This window comes from Acinetobacter sp. C15 (assembly GCF_013420645.1).
In the GTDB taxonomy this organism is placed as follows: Bacteria; Pseudomonadota; Gammaproteobacteria; order Pseudomonadales; family Moraxellaceae; genus Acinetobacter; species Acinetobacter indicus.
In genome coordinates, this window is the sequence record NZ_VOXR01000052.1 from 1 (window position 1) to 15,655 (window position 15,655).

A 15,655-nucleotide genomic window follows, 5' to 3' on the forward strand; every position below is an offset into this window, starting at 1 on the left:
GAATAATTCAAGTGAATTTGTTTGAAAGAAGAACTTTAAAAGCTTTATTTTCACCCGATAAAATACCCATAAAACAAGAGGAAGCTCAAATGAGCTTCCTCTTGTGAAAAATTGTGGGACAGCAATGACAATTTATGTCCCTTTTTTAAAGTTATGAATTAATCTGCAAAGGGCAGTTTGCCTCCTTGATCATGTACTTGCTCAAATGTTTCAGCACGTAAGCGTTCTTCTGGTGATTTAAAGTGTTGTTGGCGTAGCTTTTGTACGGCTTGCTGTTTGGCTGCATCACTCATGCCGCTTTTCATAATACCATCTCGTTCCGTTAAGTAGTTATTAACACTAGACTTCCAGTTGGCACGTTCGCTATCTAGGTTTTCTAAACGTTGTGTAGCTTCAGGACCTACCAGATTCAGACGCATTTGGCGAATTTCTTCACTTGAACCACCACGGGCTTTAATGTCTGCAGTGAGTTTTCGCAAATCATCCAATTTATTCAGTTGTTCTAGATTTTCTTGCCAATCTTCGGGTAGTTGTTCAAATAAATCTTTTAGCCGTTGTGCTTTTTCAGCTTCGCTCAATTTCTTGTCAGCAAGAACTTGCATGCGATCAAGTGTGTATTCGTGGTACGTATCTTCTGTGCCAAATAATCCTTCAATTTCATAATTAGAAAAGTATTTTTTGCGCAGATTTTGCGTATTGGTGTAAATGCTGCGGTAGTAAGCAGGGTCTTCTTGATCAATCCCTGTAGGTGGTGTCAGCTCCCCTAAAGCTTGGCGATAGTCGAGATAACGTGTCCATAAGTCTAAAATTTGTGATAGTGCTGGTTCTTGATGGTTTTGGCTAACATAGCCTTTAAAGTCTTGTTTGATTTGTTCTAAGGTCTTTTCACCAAACTGGGTAATAAAATATTCAAAACAGTTGCGGGTTTGTTCATTGACGATCAAGCGATTGCTGGCATCGAGCTGCATTTGACAGTTAATTTCAGTGTCTTGTTGGCTATGACTGGCATAGCTTGGCAAACCAGCTTGAAAATTAGCCTCGCTTGTACCGTGATGTGTAGCATTGTTTTGCTGTTCAGTGGAGCTGCTGGACTGTGTGCTTTGTGTTGGGCGTAACCAAAGAATTAGACTGACAATCACCACAATGATGATTGCCAAGAGCATCCATAATTTATTTTTTTGCATATCCTATGCACCTAAATGGGGTGATGTTATTCGTTATAATGAAAAAATATCTAGTTCTAAAAACGCAGCATCATGCGTGAATTTCAGTATAAAAAACATAGCTAAACAGGTCATTTTTATACTGCGTTAAAGTGCATGGTAACGACTGAATCTCAACAATAAAATAGATTTTTTGTACAAGATGAGGTCACAGCGAAGCGTCATTAATAGATTTCACTGTCACAAACGTTGTAAATACTTTCACAGGGTTTTACCATGGCGGCAATTTAAAATTTGGTCTGATTTTTATCATGAAAGCCTCTTCTCCTAAAATTCAGCGTCGTCATATTAGCGGTGTGTTTCTGTTAAATAAGCCCTTAGGGATTAGCTCGAATGCGGCATTACAAAAAGTCCGCTGGTTATTTCGTGCACAGAAAGCAGGGCATACAGGGGCTTTAGATCCATTGGCATCTGGTTTACTTCCTGTGTGTTTAGGTGAAGCAACCAAGTTTTCACATTATTTATTAGACTCAGTAAAACGTTACCAAACAACTGTATTTTTAGGGCATAGCACCACGACGGGTGATGTTGAAGGTGAGGTATTACTGGAAAAAGCGGTACCTGAATTAAGCGAAGAGAAAATTTTAGCTGTACTGCAACAATTTACTGGTGATATTCAGCAAGTACCACCGATGTATTCGGCCTTAAAAAAAGAGGGTCGACCTTTATATGAGTTGGCACGTCAAGGTATTGAAATTGAGCGTGAAGCACGTCCGATTACCATTTTAGCCATCGAGTTATTATCCTTTACGGAAAATAGTATTAAGCTTGATGTCACCTGCTCTAAAGGGACGTATATCCGTGTGTTAGGTGAAGATATTGCCAAAGCCTTAGGCACATATGGTCATTTAACCTATTTGCACCGTACTAAAACCGGTCTATTCGATTTAATTCCGAACTATACCATTGAATATTTAGAAAGCCTGACAGAGCAAGAGCGTGAGGCCTTGTTACTGCCTGCCTATGCACCCGTACAACATTTACCACAAATTCAAGCACCTGAAGGTCGTGCTGAATACTTTAGCCGTGGTATGGAAAGTAATATTGACCATGCTGCTGTAGAGCAAGTGTTGGTGTTTGATGGTGAGAAATGCTTAGGATTAGCTGAAATTACCAATAAAAAACGTTTAGTGCCAAAACGTGTACTAAACCTCTAATTGAGTCTATTTTATGGAAATTGAGATCATCATCAGTCTGATTGTATTTGCCTTTATGGCAGGTGCAATTGATGCTGCAGTTGGTGGTGGTGGTCTGATTCAAATTCCGGCGATTATGGGCGCAATGCCGCAACTGGCGCCGGCCACGGTGTTTGGCACCAACAAACTGGCTTCCATTTGTGGCACTGCTTCGGCGGCCTTTTCTTTTTTACGCAAAGTGCAGCTGTCCTGGAAATTGCTGGGCGTGATTGGACTATGTGCCTTTCTCAGCTCTTTCGTTGGCGCAGCCTGCGTGTCAATGATTCCGACCGATATTTTGCGGCCCTTTGTGCTGCTGATGCTGATCGTGATTGCCATCTACACCTTCATGAAAAAGCAGTTTGGCCAGCTGCATGTGCAGCAGACTTTAAACCGCAAAATGTTGCTCCTGGCGGCGTTGGGCAGTGTGCTGATTGGTTTTTATGATGGTATTTTTGGCCCCGGCACGGGCAGCTTTTTTATTTTCTATTTTATTCGTTATTTACAGGTCGATTTTTTGCATGCCTCGGCCTTGTCGAAAATTGCCAATTTTATGACCAATCTGGCAGCGCTGAGTTTCTTTATTCCCACGGGGCATGTGCTGTTTATGGTCGGGGCGATGATGGCACTGGCTAATATTACCGGTTCTCTGGTCGGGGTACGTCTGGCCTTTAAATATGGCAGCGGCTTTATCCGGATTGTATTTCTGATCCTGGTTAGTGTGCTGATTGTACGCATGGCCTATCAGATGTTCTGGTTGTAAATCATTCTCATTATTAAAACTTCCCATACAAATTGCTGCAGGAACCGTCGCACGGGCTTGGCGTATAGTGAATGCTTAGCCTGACCTGTCTGCTTAACAATAATGATGCAACCCGTTGTCGGGTGTTTAAGTTTTGGCATTTGAAAGGGTAATAACAACATGAATATTTTTGAAGCACTGCGTGAAAGCCATGAAATACAGCGTGATCTGGCCGAGCGTTTAATCCAGACCTCGGGGGATACACCAGAACGCCGCGAGCTGTTTGATCAACTGAAAAATGAATTATTCGCCCATGCTGTGGCCGAAGACCGTTATTTTTATATTCCACTAATGATGACCGATTCCGGGCTGAACATTACCCGGCATGCGCTGGCAGAACATCATGAAATGGATGAGCTGCTGGAAAAACTGACCGAAACCGAATTTAGCAATCCGGGCTGGCTGGCGATTGCCAAGCAGCTGTCTGAAAAAGTGCATCATCATTTGCAGGAAGAAGAACATGGCTTTTTCCAGCAGGCTGGGAAAATTTTGGAAGAACGCCAGAAAACCGAGCTGGCCAAACAGTATTTAAATGAATACGGCAAATATAAAGCCATTCAAAAAGACAGTCTGGTCTAAATTCAGGACTTAAAAAAGATGGCTCTCTTGGCCATCTTTTTATTCATCTTGTTTGATCTCTCTTTTTGCTTAAGGGCTGACAGCTTTCTTACGGCTGGCTCTTAGAGTCACGCCCACGGAGGCCAGCATCACGCAGAATAAAGCGACCCATTGCAACAGGCTGATCTGTTCACCGAGTAACACCAGACCGGTTAGCGCGGCCAGTGCCGGCGATAAACTGGACAGGGTGCCATAACTGAGCTTGCTTAAATGCTGTAAGGCTTTCAGGTCCAGTGCATACGGAATGGCGGTGGCCAAAATGGCAATGGCGATGGCTTTGCCCCAGTATTGGGTATCGACCAGGGCCGCGGCATTGTGATACAGACCAATGGGTAACAGGGTCAGCGCAGCCAGACTAATGGCAATGGTGAGGGCATGCATGCCAATATTCTGCTGTACCACGCGCTGCCCGAAATAAATATAGAGGGCCCAGCAAAAGCCGGCGCCCAGCGCACAGAGGGCACCAAAGACTGAGAAATTGTCACTGTTGGCCTGTCCCCAGGGCACCATCAGCGCAATTCCCAAAATGGCTAAAAGCACCCAGATATAATCACTACGCTGTTTAATCGAGAGCAGGGCCAGTCCCAGTGGGCCAATAAATTCCAGACCAACCGCAATCCCTTGCGGCAATTTGCCCAGCGACATATAGAACAGCACATTCATCAGACACAGGGCCGCGCTATAGCAGAGCAGATCACGCCATTTTAAAAAGGACAGCCGGGAAATAATCTTCCAGGAACGGAACATCAGGCAGATAATAATGGCGGCAAAGCACAACCGTAAAATGGTCACGGTAAGCGGATCGAGCACCTCAAACAGTTGTTTGGCAAAGGAGGCACTAATCTGGTACGAAGTCATGGACAGCACCATGAACAGTACCGACAGCAGTTGAGCATTTTGCATAAGCGCACCACCAACACCGGAAGGTGTCAGCATATTGGGGAGATGCTGCTGATTATAGCAATTTGCTTAAATTTTGATGAGTAGCTGGTCAAAATAAATTCCAGCACTACACAGCAGGAGGCTCAGTCTGGCCAGATCCACTCTACTTAACTGGACTGCTGTTTGCGCTGCTGCACGGTATAGGTACAACCAATGGAGGCGGCAATAATGGTGCTTAAGGCCAGCCATTGATTCCAGAGCAACTGTTCGCCCAAAAAGACAAAACCGGAGAGCGCGGCAATGGCCGGTTCCATGCTCATCAGTGTACCGAAACTGAGTGCAGTCAGGTTGCGAAGTGCAATCATTTCCAGACTAAAGGGCAAGGCGCTGGCCAGAACTGCCAAGGCAATAAAATAGATGAAATTGCCTGGTTCAAATACGCTAACAGGCAGACCATCCCATAAGGCAATGGGTAATAAAATCAGGGTACCGACCAGCATACCCAGACAGACCGTATGATTCCCGGATACACCCGATGGTTTCTGTCCGGCCACAATATATAAGGCCCAGCAGGCACCGGCGCCTAAGGCAAACAACACGCCCAGACCATCGAGCGGCTGCGCGGTCTGATCAAAAGGAAACAACAGCACCAGCCCAACAATGGCGAGGCCGACCCAAATAAAATCGAATTTGCGCCGAGCATAAAACAGCGCCACGCTTAACGGCCCGATAAACTCAAACGATACCGCAATGCCCAGTGGCAGACGGTCAATTGCCAGATAAAACAGCATGTTCATACCGGCCAGTGCGGCACCGTAACTGAAAATCGCTGGCCAGCGAATGGCTTTGGGTTGAATTTTCCAGAGCTGAAAAATCAGCATCAGCACCAGCGCGCTCAGCAGCAGCCGCATGGCTGAAACGGTCAGAATCGGAAACTGATCAAATAGCAGCTTGGCCATGGAGCCACTGCTTTGCAGGCTGAGCATGGCAATCAGCAACAACAGCACAGCGCGGAGATGCGGCGCATTTTGAAGTATCGACATAACTGAAATGGGCTGGTTGGGAGAGTAGGGCGATCATCAGATCAATAGCCGCTAGCATAGCATGAACAGATGACGCTTCCATGTCGTGGCTGCGTAAGTGGCCAGCAGGTAAAACAAGGCTCATGCACGATTTCAAAAGAACATGAAATAAGGATTGCGTATTGTTTTCAAAGCGGGAAATAAAAAAACCACAGCGCAAGGGCTGTGGTTTTGGGTGTTACTGTCTAATTGAAATTAGAACAGAACACGTACACGGATGGTGCCTTCAACATCATGCAGCATATCCAGTGCTTCTTGTGATGCAGTTGCATCCACATCCATCACCAGATAACCGACATCACCTTTGGTCATTAAAGATTGACCCGAAATGTTGATGCCTTGCTCAGCAAACAGGTTGTTGATTTTAGACAATACGCCTGGAATGTTTTTATGAATGTGCAGTAAACGGTGTTTACCTTCAGTCAATGGCAAGGCAATTTCAGGGAAGTTCACTGCAGACAGGGTCATACCCTTGTCAGAATAAGCCACAAATTTCTCAGCCACTTCCAGACCAATGTTGGCTTGCGCTTCCATGGTTGAACCGCCCACGTGTGGAGTCAGGATCACATTGTCCAGACCGCGCAGTGGAGAAACGAATTCTTCACCATTGGCTTTCGGCTCTTTCGGGAATACGTCAACCGCAGCACCAGCCAGATGACCTGATTTAATTGCATCTGCCAGATCTTCAATAATGACACAGGTACCACGTGCCGCATTCAGGAAGATCGCGCCTTCTTTCATTTGTGCAAACTGTTCTTTGCCCATAAAGTTACGGGTTGATGGAACGTCTGGCACGTGTAGCGATACCACGTCTGCATTGGCCAGCAATTCAGCCAAAGAACCGACCTGGCGCGCATTACCCATTGGCAGTTTGGTCACTGCATCATAATAGATCACATGCATACCCAGGCTTTCAGCCAGCACAGACAGTTGCGAACCAATTGAACCGTAACCCACAATACCTAAAGTCTTACCGCGTGTTTCAAAAGAACCCGCTGCAGATTTTTCCCAGCCACCGCGGTGACATGATGCCGATTTGGCTGGTACGCCACGAAGCAGCAGAATCAGTTCAGCAAGGACCAGTTCCGCAACAGAACGGGTATTTGAATATGGTGCGTTAAATACTGGAATACCACGTACCATGGCTGCATTTAAATCGACTTGGTTGGTTCCGATACAGAAACAGCCAACCGCGATCAGCTTGTTCGCAGCTTCAAAGATTTCTTCAGTTAATTGCGTACGTGAACGAATACCAATGAAGTGTGCATCTTTGACCGCTTCTTTCAGCGCTTCACCCTCAAGCGCAGTTTTACGGTAGTCGATGTTGGTATATCCGGCAGCATTTAACGTGTCGATGGCATTTTGGTGAACGCCCTCTAACAACAGGAAACGAATTTTATCTTTAGGTAGTGAAAGATGTTGGCTCATTACGGCTCCGCTACAAAGGCCAAATTTAGTGGCAGTATCATATCATAGGAGCGGGCAGGAGATACATTCCATTTATGGCTGATCGGTCTGCTATTTCTGTAGAAAATATAAACGCAGGATTCATTTTTGGTTGAATTAACTCTGTATTTTCAAAGCTATATTATCAAAATGATGGTTTTTCTCAGGTTTTACAGAAAAATCGCTTATAATAGCCCCAGACGGCAAAAACCAGGCTCAGGCTGTTGGTTTCTTGCCCGTTTTTTATCTTTTACTGTGCTTTGGCATGACTTTAAAATGTACAGCGCCAGTCCGGATAAATCTCTTCTTGTTTAATTCTTGCCAGGTCTGCAAACGATGAATGCTCCAGTCGCTTTAACCCCAGAGTTATTGACCCAATTGACTGCAATTGTAGGTGAAAACCGTATTAAAACTGATGCGGACAGCCTCCAGAATTGGGGTCGAGATCATACCAAGCACTTTGATCCAAACCCATCCGTCATCGTTTTCCCATCGAGCACTGAGCAGGTGCAAGCGATTGTGAAACTTGCCAATCAGTTCAATGTGGCAGTCATGCCATCGGGCGGTCGTACCGGTCTTTCTGCGGGTGCGGTAGCGGCCAACGGTGAAATCGTGGTCAGCATGGACAAGATGAACCAGATTCTGGAATTCTTCCCGGCAGACCGCATGGTACGGGTACAGGCCGGTGTGGTGACTGAACAGCTGCAAAACTATGCCGAAGAGCAAGGGATGTATTATCCGGTCGATTTCGCCTCTGCCGGTTCATCACAAATTGGCGGTAACATTGGTACTAACGCTGGTGGTATTAAAGTAATTAAATACGGCATGACCCGTAACTGGGTGCTGGGCTTAACCGTGGTGACCGGTAAAGGGGATGTGCTGCGTTTAAACAAAGGCATGATCAAAAACGCCACCGGTTATGCACTGCAACACTTATTCATTGGTGGTGAAGGGACTTTAGGCCTCGTCACTGAAGCGGAAATCAAGCTGGAACGTCAACCGCAAGACCTGCAAGTGATGGTGCTGGGTGTACCGGATTTTGATGCAGTGATGCCTGTGCTGCACGCTTTCCAGGCCAAAATTGATTTAACTGCATTTGAGTTCTTTGGTGAACTGGCAATGCAGAAAGTACTGGCCAATGGTCATGTACAGCGTCCGTTTGAAACTGAATGTCCATTCTATGTATTGCTTGAATTTGAAGCGCCATTTGAACCGATTATGGACAAGGCAATGGAAATTTTTGAGCACTGTATGGAACAGGGCTGGGTGCTGGACGGCGTACTCAGCCAAAGCCTGGATCAGGTCGAAAGCTTATGGCGTTTACGTGAAGATATTTCGGAATCGATTGCGCCGTTTATTCCATACAAAAACGATATTTCAGTGCTGATTACCCACGTGCCGGCATTCATTAAAGAAATTGATGCGATTGTGGCCGAGAACTATCCGGACTTTGAAATCTGCTGGTTCGGTCATATTGGTGACGGTAACCTGCACCTGAACATCCTGAAACCTGCCGATTTAAGCAAAGATGAATTCTTTGCCAAATGTCAGGTGGTGAACAAGTATGTGTTTGATACCGTGAAAAAATATGACGGTTCAATTTCTGCAGAGCACGGTGTTGGCATGACCAAAAAGCCATATCTGGAATACTCGCGTTCTGCTGAAGAAATCGAATATATGAAAGCCTTGAAACAGGTCTTTGACCCGAATGGGATTATGAACCCGGGTAAATTATTCGACCTGTAATCAGACCAATAGAACGAAAAAGCGCATCTCCGGATGCGCTTTTTTTATGGCACTTATCATGTGCAATCTCGTTCAAATTACATTCTGTGCATAGTGTTAAGCGCAAAAAGCCGGCATCATTTTTACAGTGTTGAATCAGTTTGGATAGAGTTATGTTTCGTTTCGCTGCAATGGCAGGACTGGCGATTGCTGTTACAGGATGTGCCACCACCCAGAATATTGTGTCTAAAGTGACACCGTCTGCCGAAACACCGTTGGCACAGGTGTTAAAAGAGCGTCCGGATTTACGTAAACAGCTGGCGACAGTCGAGCTGCGTCAATTCTTTAATAATGTCGAATCACCGACTGCGGCCCAGGTTAAAGTGACTGAAACCGGTTTAATGGATGATTCGGTACGCTCGATTCGCACTATTTACAGTTTTAAACTGGTCGATGGCGACTGGGAAAAAGTGAAAACTGAAAAGAGCTATCAATGTCTGCGCGGCAAAAATACCAAGACTTTCCAGAAGGCTTTATGTCCTTAATCTGCTTGGATCTTTCAATGATTTTGATTGAAAAGCGTAGCTAAACCCTGCGCTTTTCTGTTTTTAAAACCGGGGATTTATACTGGTTTCGTTCAGCTGCTTTAGCTAAGTGTTGCTGCCGGAAGTTCAGCATTTCCCCATCAGAAAAGTCACAGATTTTAAAAATAAACTCTGCTACACTGCGCCCATTGTTATGATTGCAGCCTGCTAATCTTGCAGGCTTTTGAGCGCTATGCAAACCACTCCAACTACAACGCTCTCCCGCGCCACCTTAATGTTTCCGCTGGCTTTGGTGCTGTTCGAATTTTCCGTCTATATCGGCAATGATCTGGTACAGCCGGCCATGCTCGCCATTACCCAGGATTTTGGCGTCAGCAGTTCCTGGGCAGCCTCCTCGATGTCGTTTTATCTGCTCGGCGGTGCCTGTGTCGCGGCCATTTTAGGCCCTTTGTCAGACCGTTTAGGCCGTAAAAAAGTCCTGCTGGGTGGGGTACTGTTTTTTGTGGTGACCTGCCTGCTTATTTTATTGACCCAGAACATCGAAAGTTTTTTATTGCTGCGCTTTTTGCAGGGCTTTGGCCTGTCGGTAATTACCGCAGTGGGCTATGCCGCCATTCAGGAAAGTTTTGCTGAACGTGATGCAATTAAAGTCATGGCACTCATGGCCAATGTGTCGCTGCTGGCGCCGCTACTGGGGCCGGTGTTGGGTGCCTTTATGATCGAGCATGTGTCCTGGCATTGGGGCTTTATTGGGATTGCAGCTTTGGCGGCTGTAAGCTGGCTCGGACTGAAAGCCAAAATGCCGGAGCAGCAGCTCAGTATTCCGAAACAGCCGATTGGCTATATCTGGGATGATTTTAAACAGGTACTGAAAAACCGCCGTTTTCTGACCATGACCTTTGCCTTGCCGCTCTTAAGCATGCCGCTGATGTTATGGATTGCCTTGTCGCCGGTGATGCTGGTGGAACAGCTCGGTCTGAGCAGTCTGCAATATGGTCTGGCCCAATTTCCGGTGTTGGGCGGTCTGATTGCCGGGAATTTATTGTTGCTGAAAATCATTGACCGTTTTGCTTTGGGACAGACTGTGCTGATGGGCTTGCCACTCATGTTGGTCGGTACCTTGCTGTTAATTCTTGGTCTGCTCATACCGGATTATTTGATCTGGTGTCTGATTCTGGGTATGACTTTAATCAGCTTTGGCGAGGGTATCAGTTTTTCAATTATTTACCGTTTTGCCCTGATGTCGTCCGAGGTGTCGAAAGGGACGGTTGCCGCAACTGCTTCTGTGCTAATGATGCTGAGCTTTTTTGTGGTGATTGAACTGGTGCGCATGCTCTACAGCCATTTTGAACTGTGGGCTTATAGCCTGTCCTGTTTTGCCCTAATAGCCTTGTGGTTTGCTTATCCGCGGTTGAGTCTGAAACAGATTATGCGTGAACGTGCTGAAAGCGGTCAGTTTTAAGTGGGCTGATCATCTGGCATTTATCAATAGGATAATGTGGTTAAAAGGCCAAAAAACAAAGGCATCCAGCAGATAGTAATCTGGTGAATGCCTGATGGATCGATGAGTCTGGAGTTACACTTCGACCTGCGGCTGTGCCATTTTCTTCAGTTTGGCATCAAAAATAAACGGGCCAAACGGTAAAATTGAAGCAATCACGCCCATTAAAAACACCTGAATTGACCATTTCTGTTTTTCACAGACCACGAACAGCACCACCAGAAAGGCAATAAACAGCACACCGTGGCCCATGCCGACGTATTTCACCAGAATTGGGTTACCCCATATATATTTCAGTGGCATGGCAATAAACAGCAAGGCCAGAAAAGATAAACCTTCTAAAAAACCTACCACACGCAAGCTTTGGATGTTCATACTCTGCAATTTCCCCATAAATCTAGCTGCAGTGTAGCGAATATTGGTGCAGAGGGCCATGCTTTTTAGTACACAGCCCGGGTTTAAGTTTTTGTTTTTTAATATAAATCAGACTATCTTGCTTGGTTTTAGCTAAGCTGTTGATGTAGAAATAAAAGCCTGATAATCAACCGTGTAGCCTCAGATTGCTATTTAATCTAGCTATAGAAAAAGGCACTCACCGCTATGGATAAGTGCCTTAAAAATCAGAAAACTGTGGATAAGTCGGGATTTATCCGCACAAGGTTTAGATCACACCACAGGCAATCCGGTCACCGCCACCGCCTAACGGTTTTGGCGTATCGGCATAGTTATCGCCACCGGCATGAATCATGAGCGCCAGACCTTGTACATCCTGTAATTTCAGACGCGGGGCCAGTAGGGTGACACGTGCCGTGCCATCGGCTGCCACATTCAGGACCGGTAAATCACCAAGATGGCCGCTTAATGGATTGCCATGGTTGGGGGCCTGATTCGGGTTAAAGTGGCCACCTGCGGCCAGTGCAGCCTGCATTTTGCCATCTTTCTCTGCTGGTGCGCAGGAACCATTTTCATGAATATGGAAACCATGTGGACCCGGCGGTAACTGGGTCAGATTGGTACGGATGACCAGACCCGCAGCACTATCGGTCAGTTGGACTTCACCGAGCTGGGCGCCAATGCCTTGGGCAGAGACAGCATTAACGGCAACGTTTTTACTGGCGCCAATCACGGTATCGGGCGTGGTGGTACAGCCGACTCCGACCAGCGCGGTAAATGCATATAAAGCACCGAGTTTAAAAAGTGGGGTCATGGTTTGCATCCTGTCTTATTCGAATATGTGGCTTCATTCAAACAAGGCTCAGGAGGCAACACAATGCAGTTTGCGTACAGGCGTGTATAAGTTTCTTAATGAAATTTAGCCTTTTGGTGCAGTTGGTCCCTGATCATCGGGCAGGTCATAGGCCATGGTGGTTTTTGGCATCATCATAGCTTCGGCTTCATTGGTTTCATGCAGCCATTCACGCCAGATTGCCAGCAAGACCGCCAGAATCACCGGACCAATAAACAGCCCAATCAGACCAAAGCTGGCAATACCGCCCAGAACCCCGAACATGATCAGCAGGAATGGAATCTGGGTGGCGCCGGAAATCACCAGCGGACGAATCACGTTATCTGCGGTACTGACCACACACACGCCCCAGGCCATTACGCCAATTGCTTCAATGGTTTGTCCTTGAGAGAACAGCCACAGTGCCACCGAGCCATAGGCCAGCGGCGGGCCAAACGGAATCAGGGCAAACAGGAAGGTGACAATAGTCAACACCATCGGGTTCGGCACCCCGGCCACAAAGTAGCTGACCCCGGCCAAAAGTGCCTGGGCAATTGCAGTCAAGCCAACCCCGTAAACCACCGCACGGGTGGTTTCAGAAATGGTATCTAAATAATGGTGTACACGTGGTCCGATTACCATTTCCAGCGCTTTACTGACCTGATTTAAAATGGTCTGGCCATCGCGATAGAAGAAGAACAGCGACAGCATGGCAAAGCCAAGCTTAATTAAATTGCGGCTAATTTCACTGAGCAGGAAACGGCCATAATTCAGATGACCCTGAATCCAGACCGAAATCGAATTAATGATACTGTTCGGATCTTCATTAATTTCACGTAAGGAACGGCTAATTTCTTTACCGACAAAGGGCAGATCACGGATAAAGTCCGGTACATTCAAATGTCCGGAAAAGACCTGTTTCTGTAATTCGTAATACAGGTTACGACCTTCATGCTGCAAGATAAAAATGGCAAAGGTCAATGGAATACCGACCACCAGCGTCACCAGAATCATCATAATTGTGGCGCTTAAGGTCGGCCGTGGACCGCACATACGCTGTACCGACTGATACAGCGGCCAGGTCATATAGGCAATAATAGTGGCCCAAACTACAGGAACAATAAAGTATTTGAGGACATGAAAGCTCAAAAAAATCAGGACAAAAAATAGTCCAAATAGCAAGACTTTTTGTAAAGTGGGCGCGTATTGTTGCACTGAGTTCACTGGCTCATTCCTAAGGTCTTGAAGCATATTAACTGAAAACCCAGCGCTCGCAAATGAACGCTGCGTAAGTTCTGTTAAATATTGAAGCGGGAGTGGAAAGGCAAAAGCCGTTTAATCGCTTAGGCGCTTAGAACCATTGGGCCGGATCATCAATAATCGCATTCAGGACAGGTTGCCACTGATTTTGAATGGTCAGGTAATTTTTCTGGGTTTTATCAAATACGCTTAAGCCCTGCATCGCCAGTTGACCATAGGCAGCACGTTCAGAAATCCAGGCCACCGGTTCCTGTTCAATTTTTTCAAAGAAATCACGAATTTCTTTGGAGCTGGCACTGTTGGCCTTGACCCGGTTGGCCAGCAGTAAAATCTGAACCTTGCCTTTACGAATCCGTTTAATTTCCTGCAAATGCTTTAAAAAGCGGCGGGTTGAATCAATATCGAAGAAGGAAGGCTGCAGCGGGGTAATAATCGCATGCGCTTCACTAATCAGCTGCTCGGCCTGATCACCAGATAATGCCCCCGGCGCATCAATAATCAGGTATTCGATATTTTTAGGCGCATCACCGACCGATTTTTCATGACGCCAGTCCAGACTCTGAATGGGAGCGGCGCTTTCTGGACGCTGTTTTAACCATTGTCGTGCAGATTTCTGGTTATCGGCATCGGCCAGGGCAACTTTATATCCTTTTTGGGCTAAGGCGGAAGCTAAACTGATGGCGGTAATGGTTTTTCCACATCCACCTTTTTGATTGGCGACTAATATTGTTTTCATGACCCTACTAAAGATTTTATTCTGCTCATCCCTAGCATATCATTGTTTGATGTGCTGGAGATGACCGTTGACAAAAGTCGTAGCGCTGCTTGCAAATTTTAAAAAATCAGGAAAACCCCATGTCGATATGGATGGCAATGCTTATAGGCGCTGCAATAGGAGTGGTGCTGACCACCATCATTTTAAGTCATAGCCGCAATGGCCGGATTAAGGCCGAATATGAACAGTATATTGCCGAGCTGGAGCTGGAACATCAGCAGGCACTGGCGCAGGCCCAAAAGCGCAGCGTCAATACCAGCCGCGCGGTGCTCAAAGGGAAAATGGCCGAGCAGATGGCACCGATTATGCCGCAATTTGAATACTTGCCCAGCGATGCCAAATTTCTGGGCGATCCGGTCGATTATATTGTGTTTGATGGCTATACCGACTTTCGGGATGGCGATGGCCGGGCTGAGGATATTCAGGTGGTGTTAATTGATATTAAAAGTGGCGGCGCGCGCCTGACCAAAGGCCAGCAGGCCATTGCCGAAGCCATTCAGCAAGGGCGACTGCGCTTTGAAACCATCCGTATTGATTTTGAGGATTAACCTTTTTTGATGACTGAACTTTCTTGTGAATAAAATACTGCTCAGCCTGACGGGACTGGCTCTGATGATCTGGCTGTGGTCGGAATATTTTCGTGCCATCCCGCATCTACAGCAGTCGGGGGTGTTAAAGAACTTTGCGCTGGAAACTGAAGGGGATTTTTCCGGGCAGTATCAGGTCGTGGCAAAACGCTACTACAGTCCGGACCGGCGGGTGATTCATCCGGCTGCACCGGTGGTGGGACATTTTAATGATTTGGCCTATGTCAGCAATATTGATCTGCTGCTGGCCAAAGACGTGTTTAGTTCATCAGAGCAGGCCCAAACGGTCGATTTTGAACAGACCCAGCGCTGCTATCAGTTTCAGGTGGCGTCCACTAGCCCGCTTGCAGCACAACAGGTGATTGCCAACACGCTCAATATCAGCGCCATTGCTGCCAGCGAACAGATTGCTCAGCGCCTGCGCCGTGTTAAAGCCGGGCAGCGTATAGTGCTGCGCGGCGAGTGGGTCAAGGTGCGTTCAGTCAGCACGGGGCAGTATTTTCAGATCAACCATTACCCGCTACCAGCGAACAATTGCCGGATAGTACGGGTGCAGCAGCATGAACTACTCGGAGCTAAAGCAACCGAGTTTCCGTAGTGCAACCTAAGTTGCACACATCTCTTTTGACGCTTCATTGGTACTGCGAAAAAGGGCTTTAACACCCTTAGTCGTCTTACGAATACCTCTGCGCCCACTAGATGACAAATGATTGTCATCCAACAGCGTTCCACTGTCTAAAATTAAATTAATCGCCCTGTTCTTAATAACAACTGATGCATTGTGATCTGCATTGTCAATGTGTCCACAA

General features: G+C 46.5%; 17 protein-coding genes and 1 pseudogene. 9 read left to right on the forward strand and 9 right to left on the reverse strand.

Annotation, left to right across the window (positions count from 1 at the left end):
• Positions 1-158: 158 nt before the first annotated feature.
• Positions 159-1,184, reverse strand: coding sequence for a lipase secretion chaperone (locus FTT63_RS13470; protein ID WP_104505666.1), 1,026 nt, complete (start codon positions 1,182-1,184; stop codon positions 159-161).
• A 290-nt stretch (positions 1,185-1,474) separates the two neighbouring features.
• Between FTT63_RS13470 and truB the strand changes: the two genes are divergently transcribed.
• The 3 genes from truB (at position 1,475) to FTT63_RS13485 (ending at position 3,779) form a co-directional block, all read left to right on the forward strand.
• Positions 1,475-2,380: a tRNA pseudouridine(55) synthase TruB gene (truB, locus tag FTT63_RS13475; RefSeq protein WP_180192417.1), complete on the forward strand. Its 906-nt coding sequence runs from the start codon at positions 1,475-1,477 to the stop codon at positions 2,378-2,380.
• A 13-nt stretch (positions 2,381-2,393) separates the two neighbouring features.
• Positions 2,394-3,161 (forward strand): TSUP family transporter, encoded by a 768-nt coding sequence (locus FTT63_RS13480; RefSeq protein WP_160242765.1) that lies wholly within the window; start codon positions 2,394-2,396, stop codon positions 3,159-3,161.
• 159 nt (positions 3,162-3,320) lie between these two features.
• Positions 3,321-3,779 carry a hemerythrin domain-containing protein gene (locus tag FTT63_RS13485; RefSeq protein WP_075168265.1) on the forward strand — a complete coding sequence of 153 codons (459 nt, stop codon included), beginning with the start codon at positions 3,321-3,323 and terminating at the stop codon, positions 3,777-3,779.
• A 69-nt stretch (positions 3,780-3,848) separates the two neighbouring features.
• Here the strand turns inward: FTT63_RS13485 and FTT63_RS13490 are convergent, their stop codons facing one another.
• The 3 genes from FTT63_RS13490 to serA all read right to left on the reverse strand — a co-directional run bounded on the left by FTT63_RS13490 (position 3,849) and on the right by serA (position 7,210).
• Positions 3,849-4,721 (reverse strand): DMT family transporter, encoded by an 873-nt coding sequence (locus FTT63_RS13490; protein WP_034598244.1) that lies wholly within the window; start codon positions 4,719-4,721, stop codon positions 3,849-3,851.
• Between the two features lie 146 nt (positions 4,722-4,867).
• Positions 4,868-5,743 carry a DMT family transporter gene (locus tag FTT63_RS13495; protein ID WP_104488342.1) on the reverse strand — a complete coding sequence of 292 codons (876 nt, stop codon included), beginning with the start codon at positions 5,741-5,743 and terminating at the stop codon, positions 4,868-4,870.
• Between the two features lie 234 nt (positions 5,744-5,977).
• Positions 5,978-7,210 (reverse strand): phosphoglycerate dehydrogenase, encoded by a 1,233-nt coding sequence (gene serA / locus FTT63_RS13500; RefSeq protein ID WP_005180397.1) that lies wholly within the window; start codon positions 7,208-7,210, stop codon positions 5,978-5,980.
• Between the two features lie 126 nt (positions 7,211-7,336).
• Between serA and FTT63_RS13505 the strand changes: the two genes are divergently transcribed.
• The 4 genes from FTT63_RS13505 (at position 7,337) to FTT63_RS13520 (ending at position 10,960) form a co-directional block, all read left to right on the forward strand.
• The gene (locus tag FTT63_RS13505; RefSeq protein WP_127800910.1) at positions 7,337-7,543 is read left to right on the forward strand and encodes a hypothetical protein; all 207 of its coding nucleotides are present in this window, start codon (positions 7,337-7,339) and stop codon (positions 7,541-7,543) included.
• 21 nt (positions 7,544-7,564) lie between these two features.
• Positions 7,565-8,974, forward strand: a complete 1,410-nt coding sequence (locus FTT63_RS13510) for an FAD-binding oxidoreductase (RefSeq protein ID WP_180192418.1) — start codon at positions 7,565-7,567, stop codon at positions 8,972-8,974.
• Between the two features lie 152 nt (positions 8,975-9,126).
• Entirely contained in the window at positions 9,127-9,498 is a 372-nt protein-coding gene (locus FTT63_RS13515; RefSeq protein ID WP_168384181.1) for a hypothetical protein, read from the forward strand.
• A 232-nt stretch (positions 9,499-9,730) separates the two neighbouring features.
• The gene (locus FTT63_RS13520) at positions 9,731-10,960 is read left to right on the forward strand and encodes an MFS transporter (RefSeq protein ID WP_104500020.1); all 1,230 of its coding nucleotides are present in this window, start codon (positions 9,731-9,733) and stop codon (positions 10,958-10,960) included.
• 114 nt (positions 10,961-11,074) lie between these two features.
• Here the strand turns inward: FTT63_RS13520 and FTT63_RS13525 are convergent, their stop codons facing one another.
• The 4 genes from FTT63_RS13525 to FTT63_RS13540 all read right to left on the reverse strand — a co-directional run bounded on the left by FTT63_RS13525 (position 11,075) and on the right by FTT63_RS13540 (position 14,220).
• Complete coding sequence (locus tag FTT63_RS13525; RefSeq protein WP_045795347.1) at positions 11,075-11,374, reverse strand: DUF3817 domain-containing protein; 300 nt, start codon at positions 11,372-11,374, stop codon at positions 11,075-11,077.
• A gap of 286 nt (positions 11,375-11,660) precedes the next feature.
• Positions 11,661-12,206 (reverse strand): superoxide dismutase family protein, encoded by a 546-nt coding sequence (sodC, locus tag FTT63_RS13530; protein ID WP_180192419.1) that lies wholly within the window; start codon positions 12,204-12,206, stop codon positions 11,661-11,663.
• 105 nt (positions 12,207-12,311) lie between these two features.
• Positions 12,312-13,439 carry an AI-2E family transporter gene (locus FTT63_RS13535; RefSeq protein ID WP_163143403.1) on the reverse strand — a complete coding sequence of 376 codons (1,128 nt, stop codon included), beginning with the start codon at positions 13,437-13,439 and terminating at the stop codon, positions 12,312-12,314.
• Positions 13,440-13,575: 136 nt separating this feature from the next.
• The gene (locus FTT63_RS13540) at positions 13,576-14,220 is read right to left on the reverse strand and encodes a ParA family protein (RefSeq protein WP_005180385.1); all 645 of its coding nucleotides are present in this window, start codon (positions 14,218-14,220) and stop codon (positions 13,576-13,578) included.
• 119 nt (positions 14,221-14,339) lie between these two features.
• Between FTT63_RS13540 and FTT63_RS13545 the strand changes: the two genes are divergently transcribed.
• Together FTT63_RS13545 and FTT63_RS13550 are read left to right on the forward strand one after the other, a co-directional pair.
• Entirely contained in the window at positions 14,340-14,807 is a 468-nt protein-coding gene (locus FTT63_RS13545; protein WP_005180383.1) for a Holliday junction resolvase-like protein, read from the forward strand.
• Between the two features lie 25 nt (positions 14,808-14,832).
• Positions 14,833-15,444, forward strand: a complete 612-nt coding sequence (locus FTT63_RS13550; protein WP_227554638.1) for a hypothetical protein — start codon at positions 14,833-14,835, stop codon at positions 15,442-15,444.
• Between the two features lie 6 nt (positions 15,445-15,450).
• Here the strand turns inward: FTT63_RS13550 and FTT63_RS15625 are convergent.
• Positions 15,451-15,655: pseudogene (locus FTT63_RS15625) on the reverse strand (RNA-guided endonuclease TnpB family protein); the annotation flags it as partial.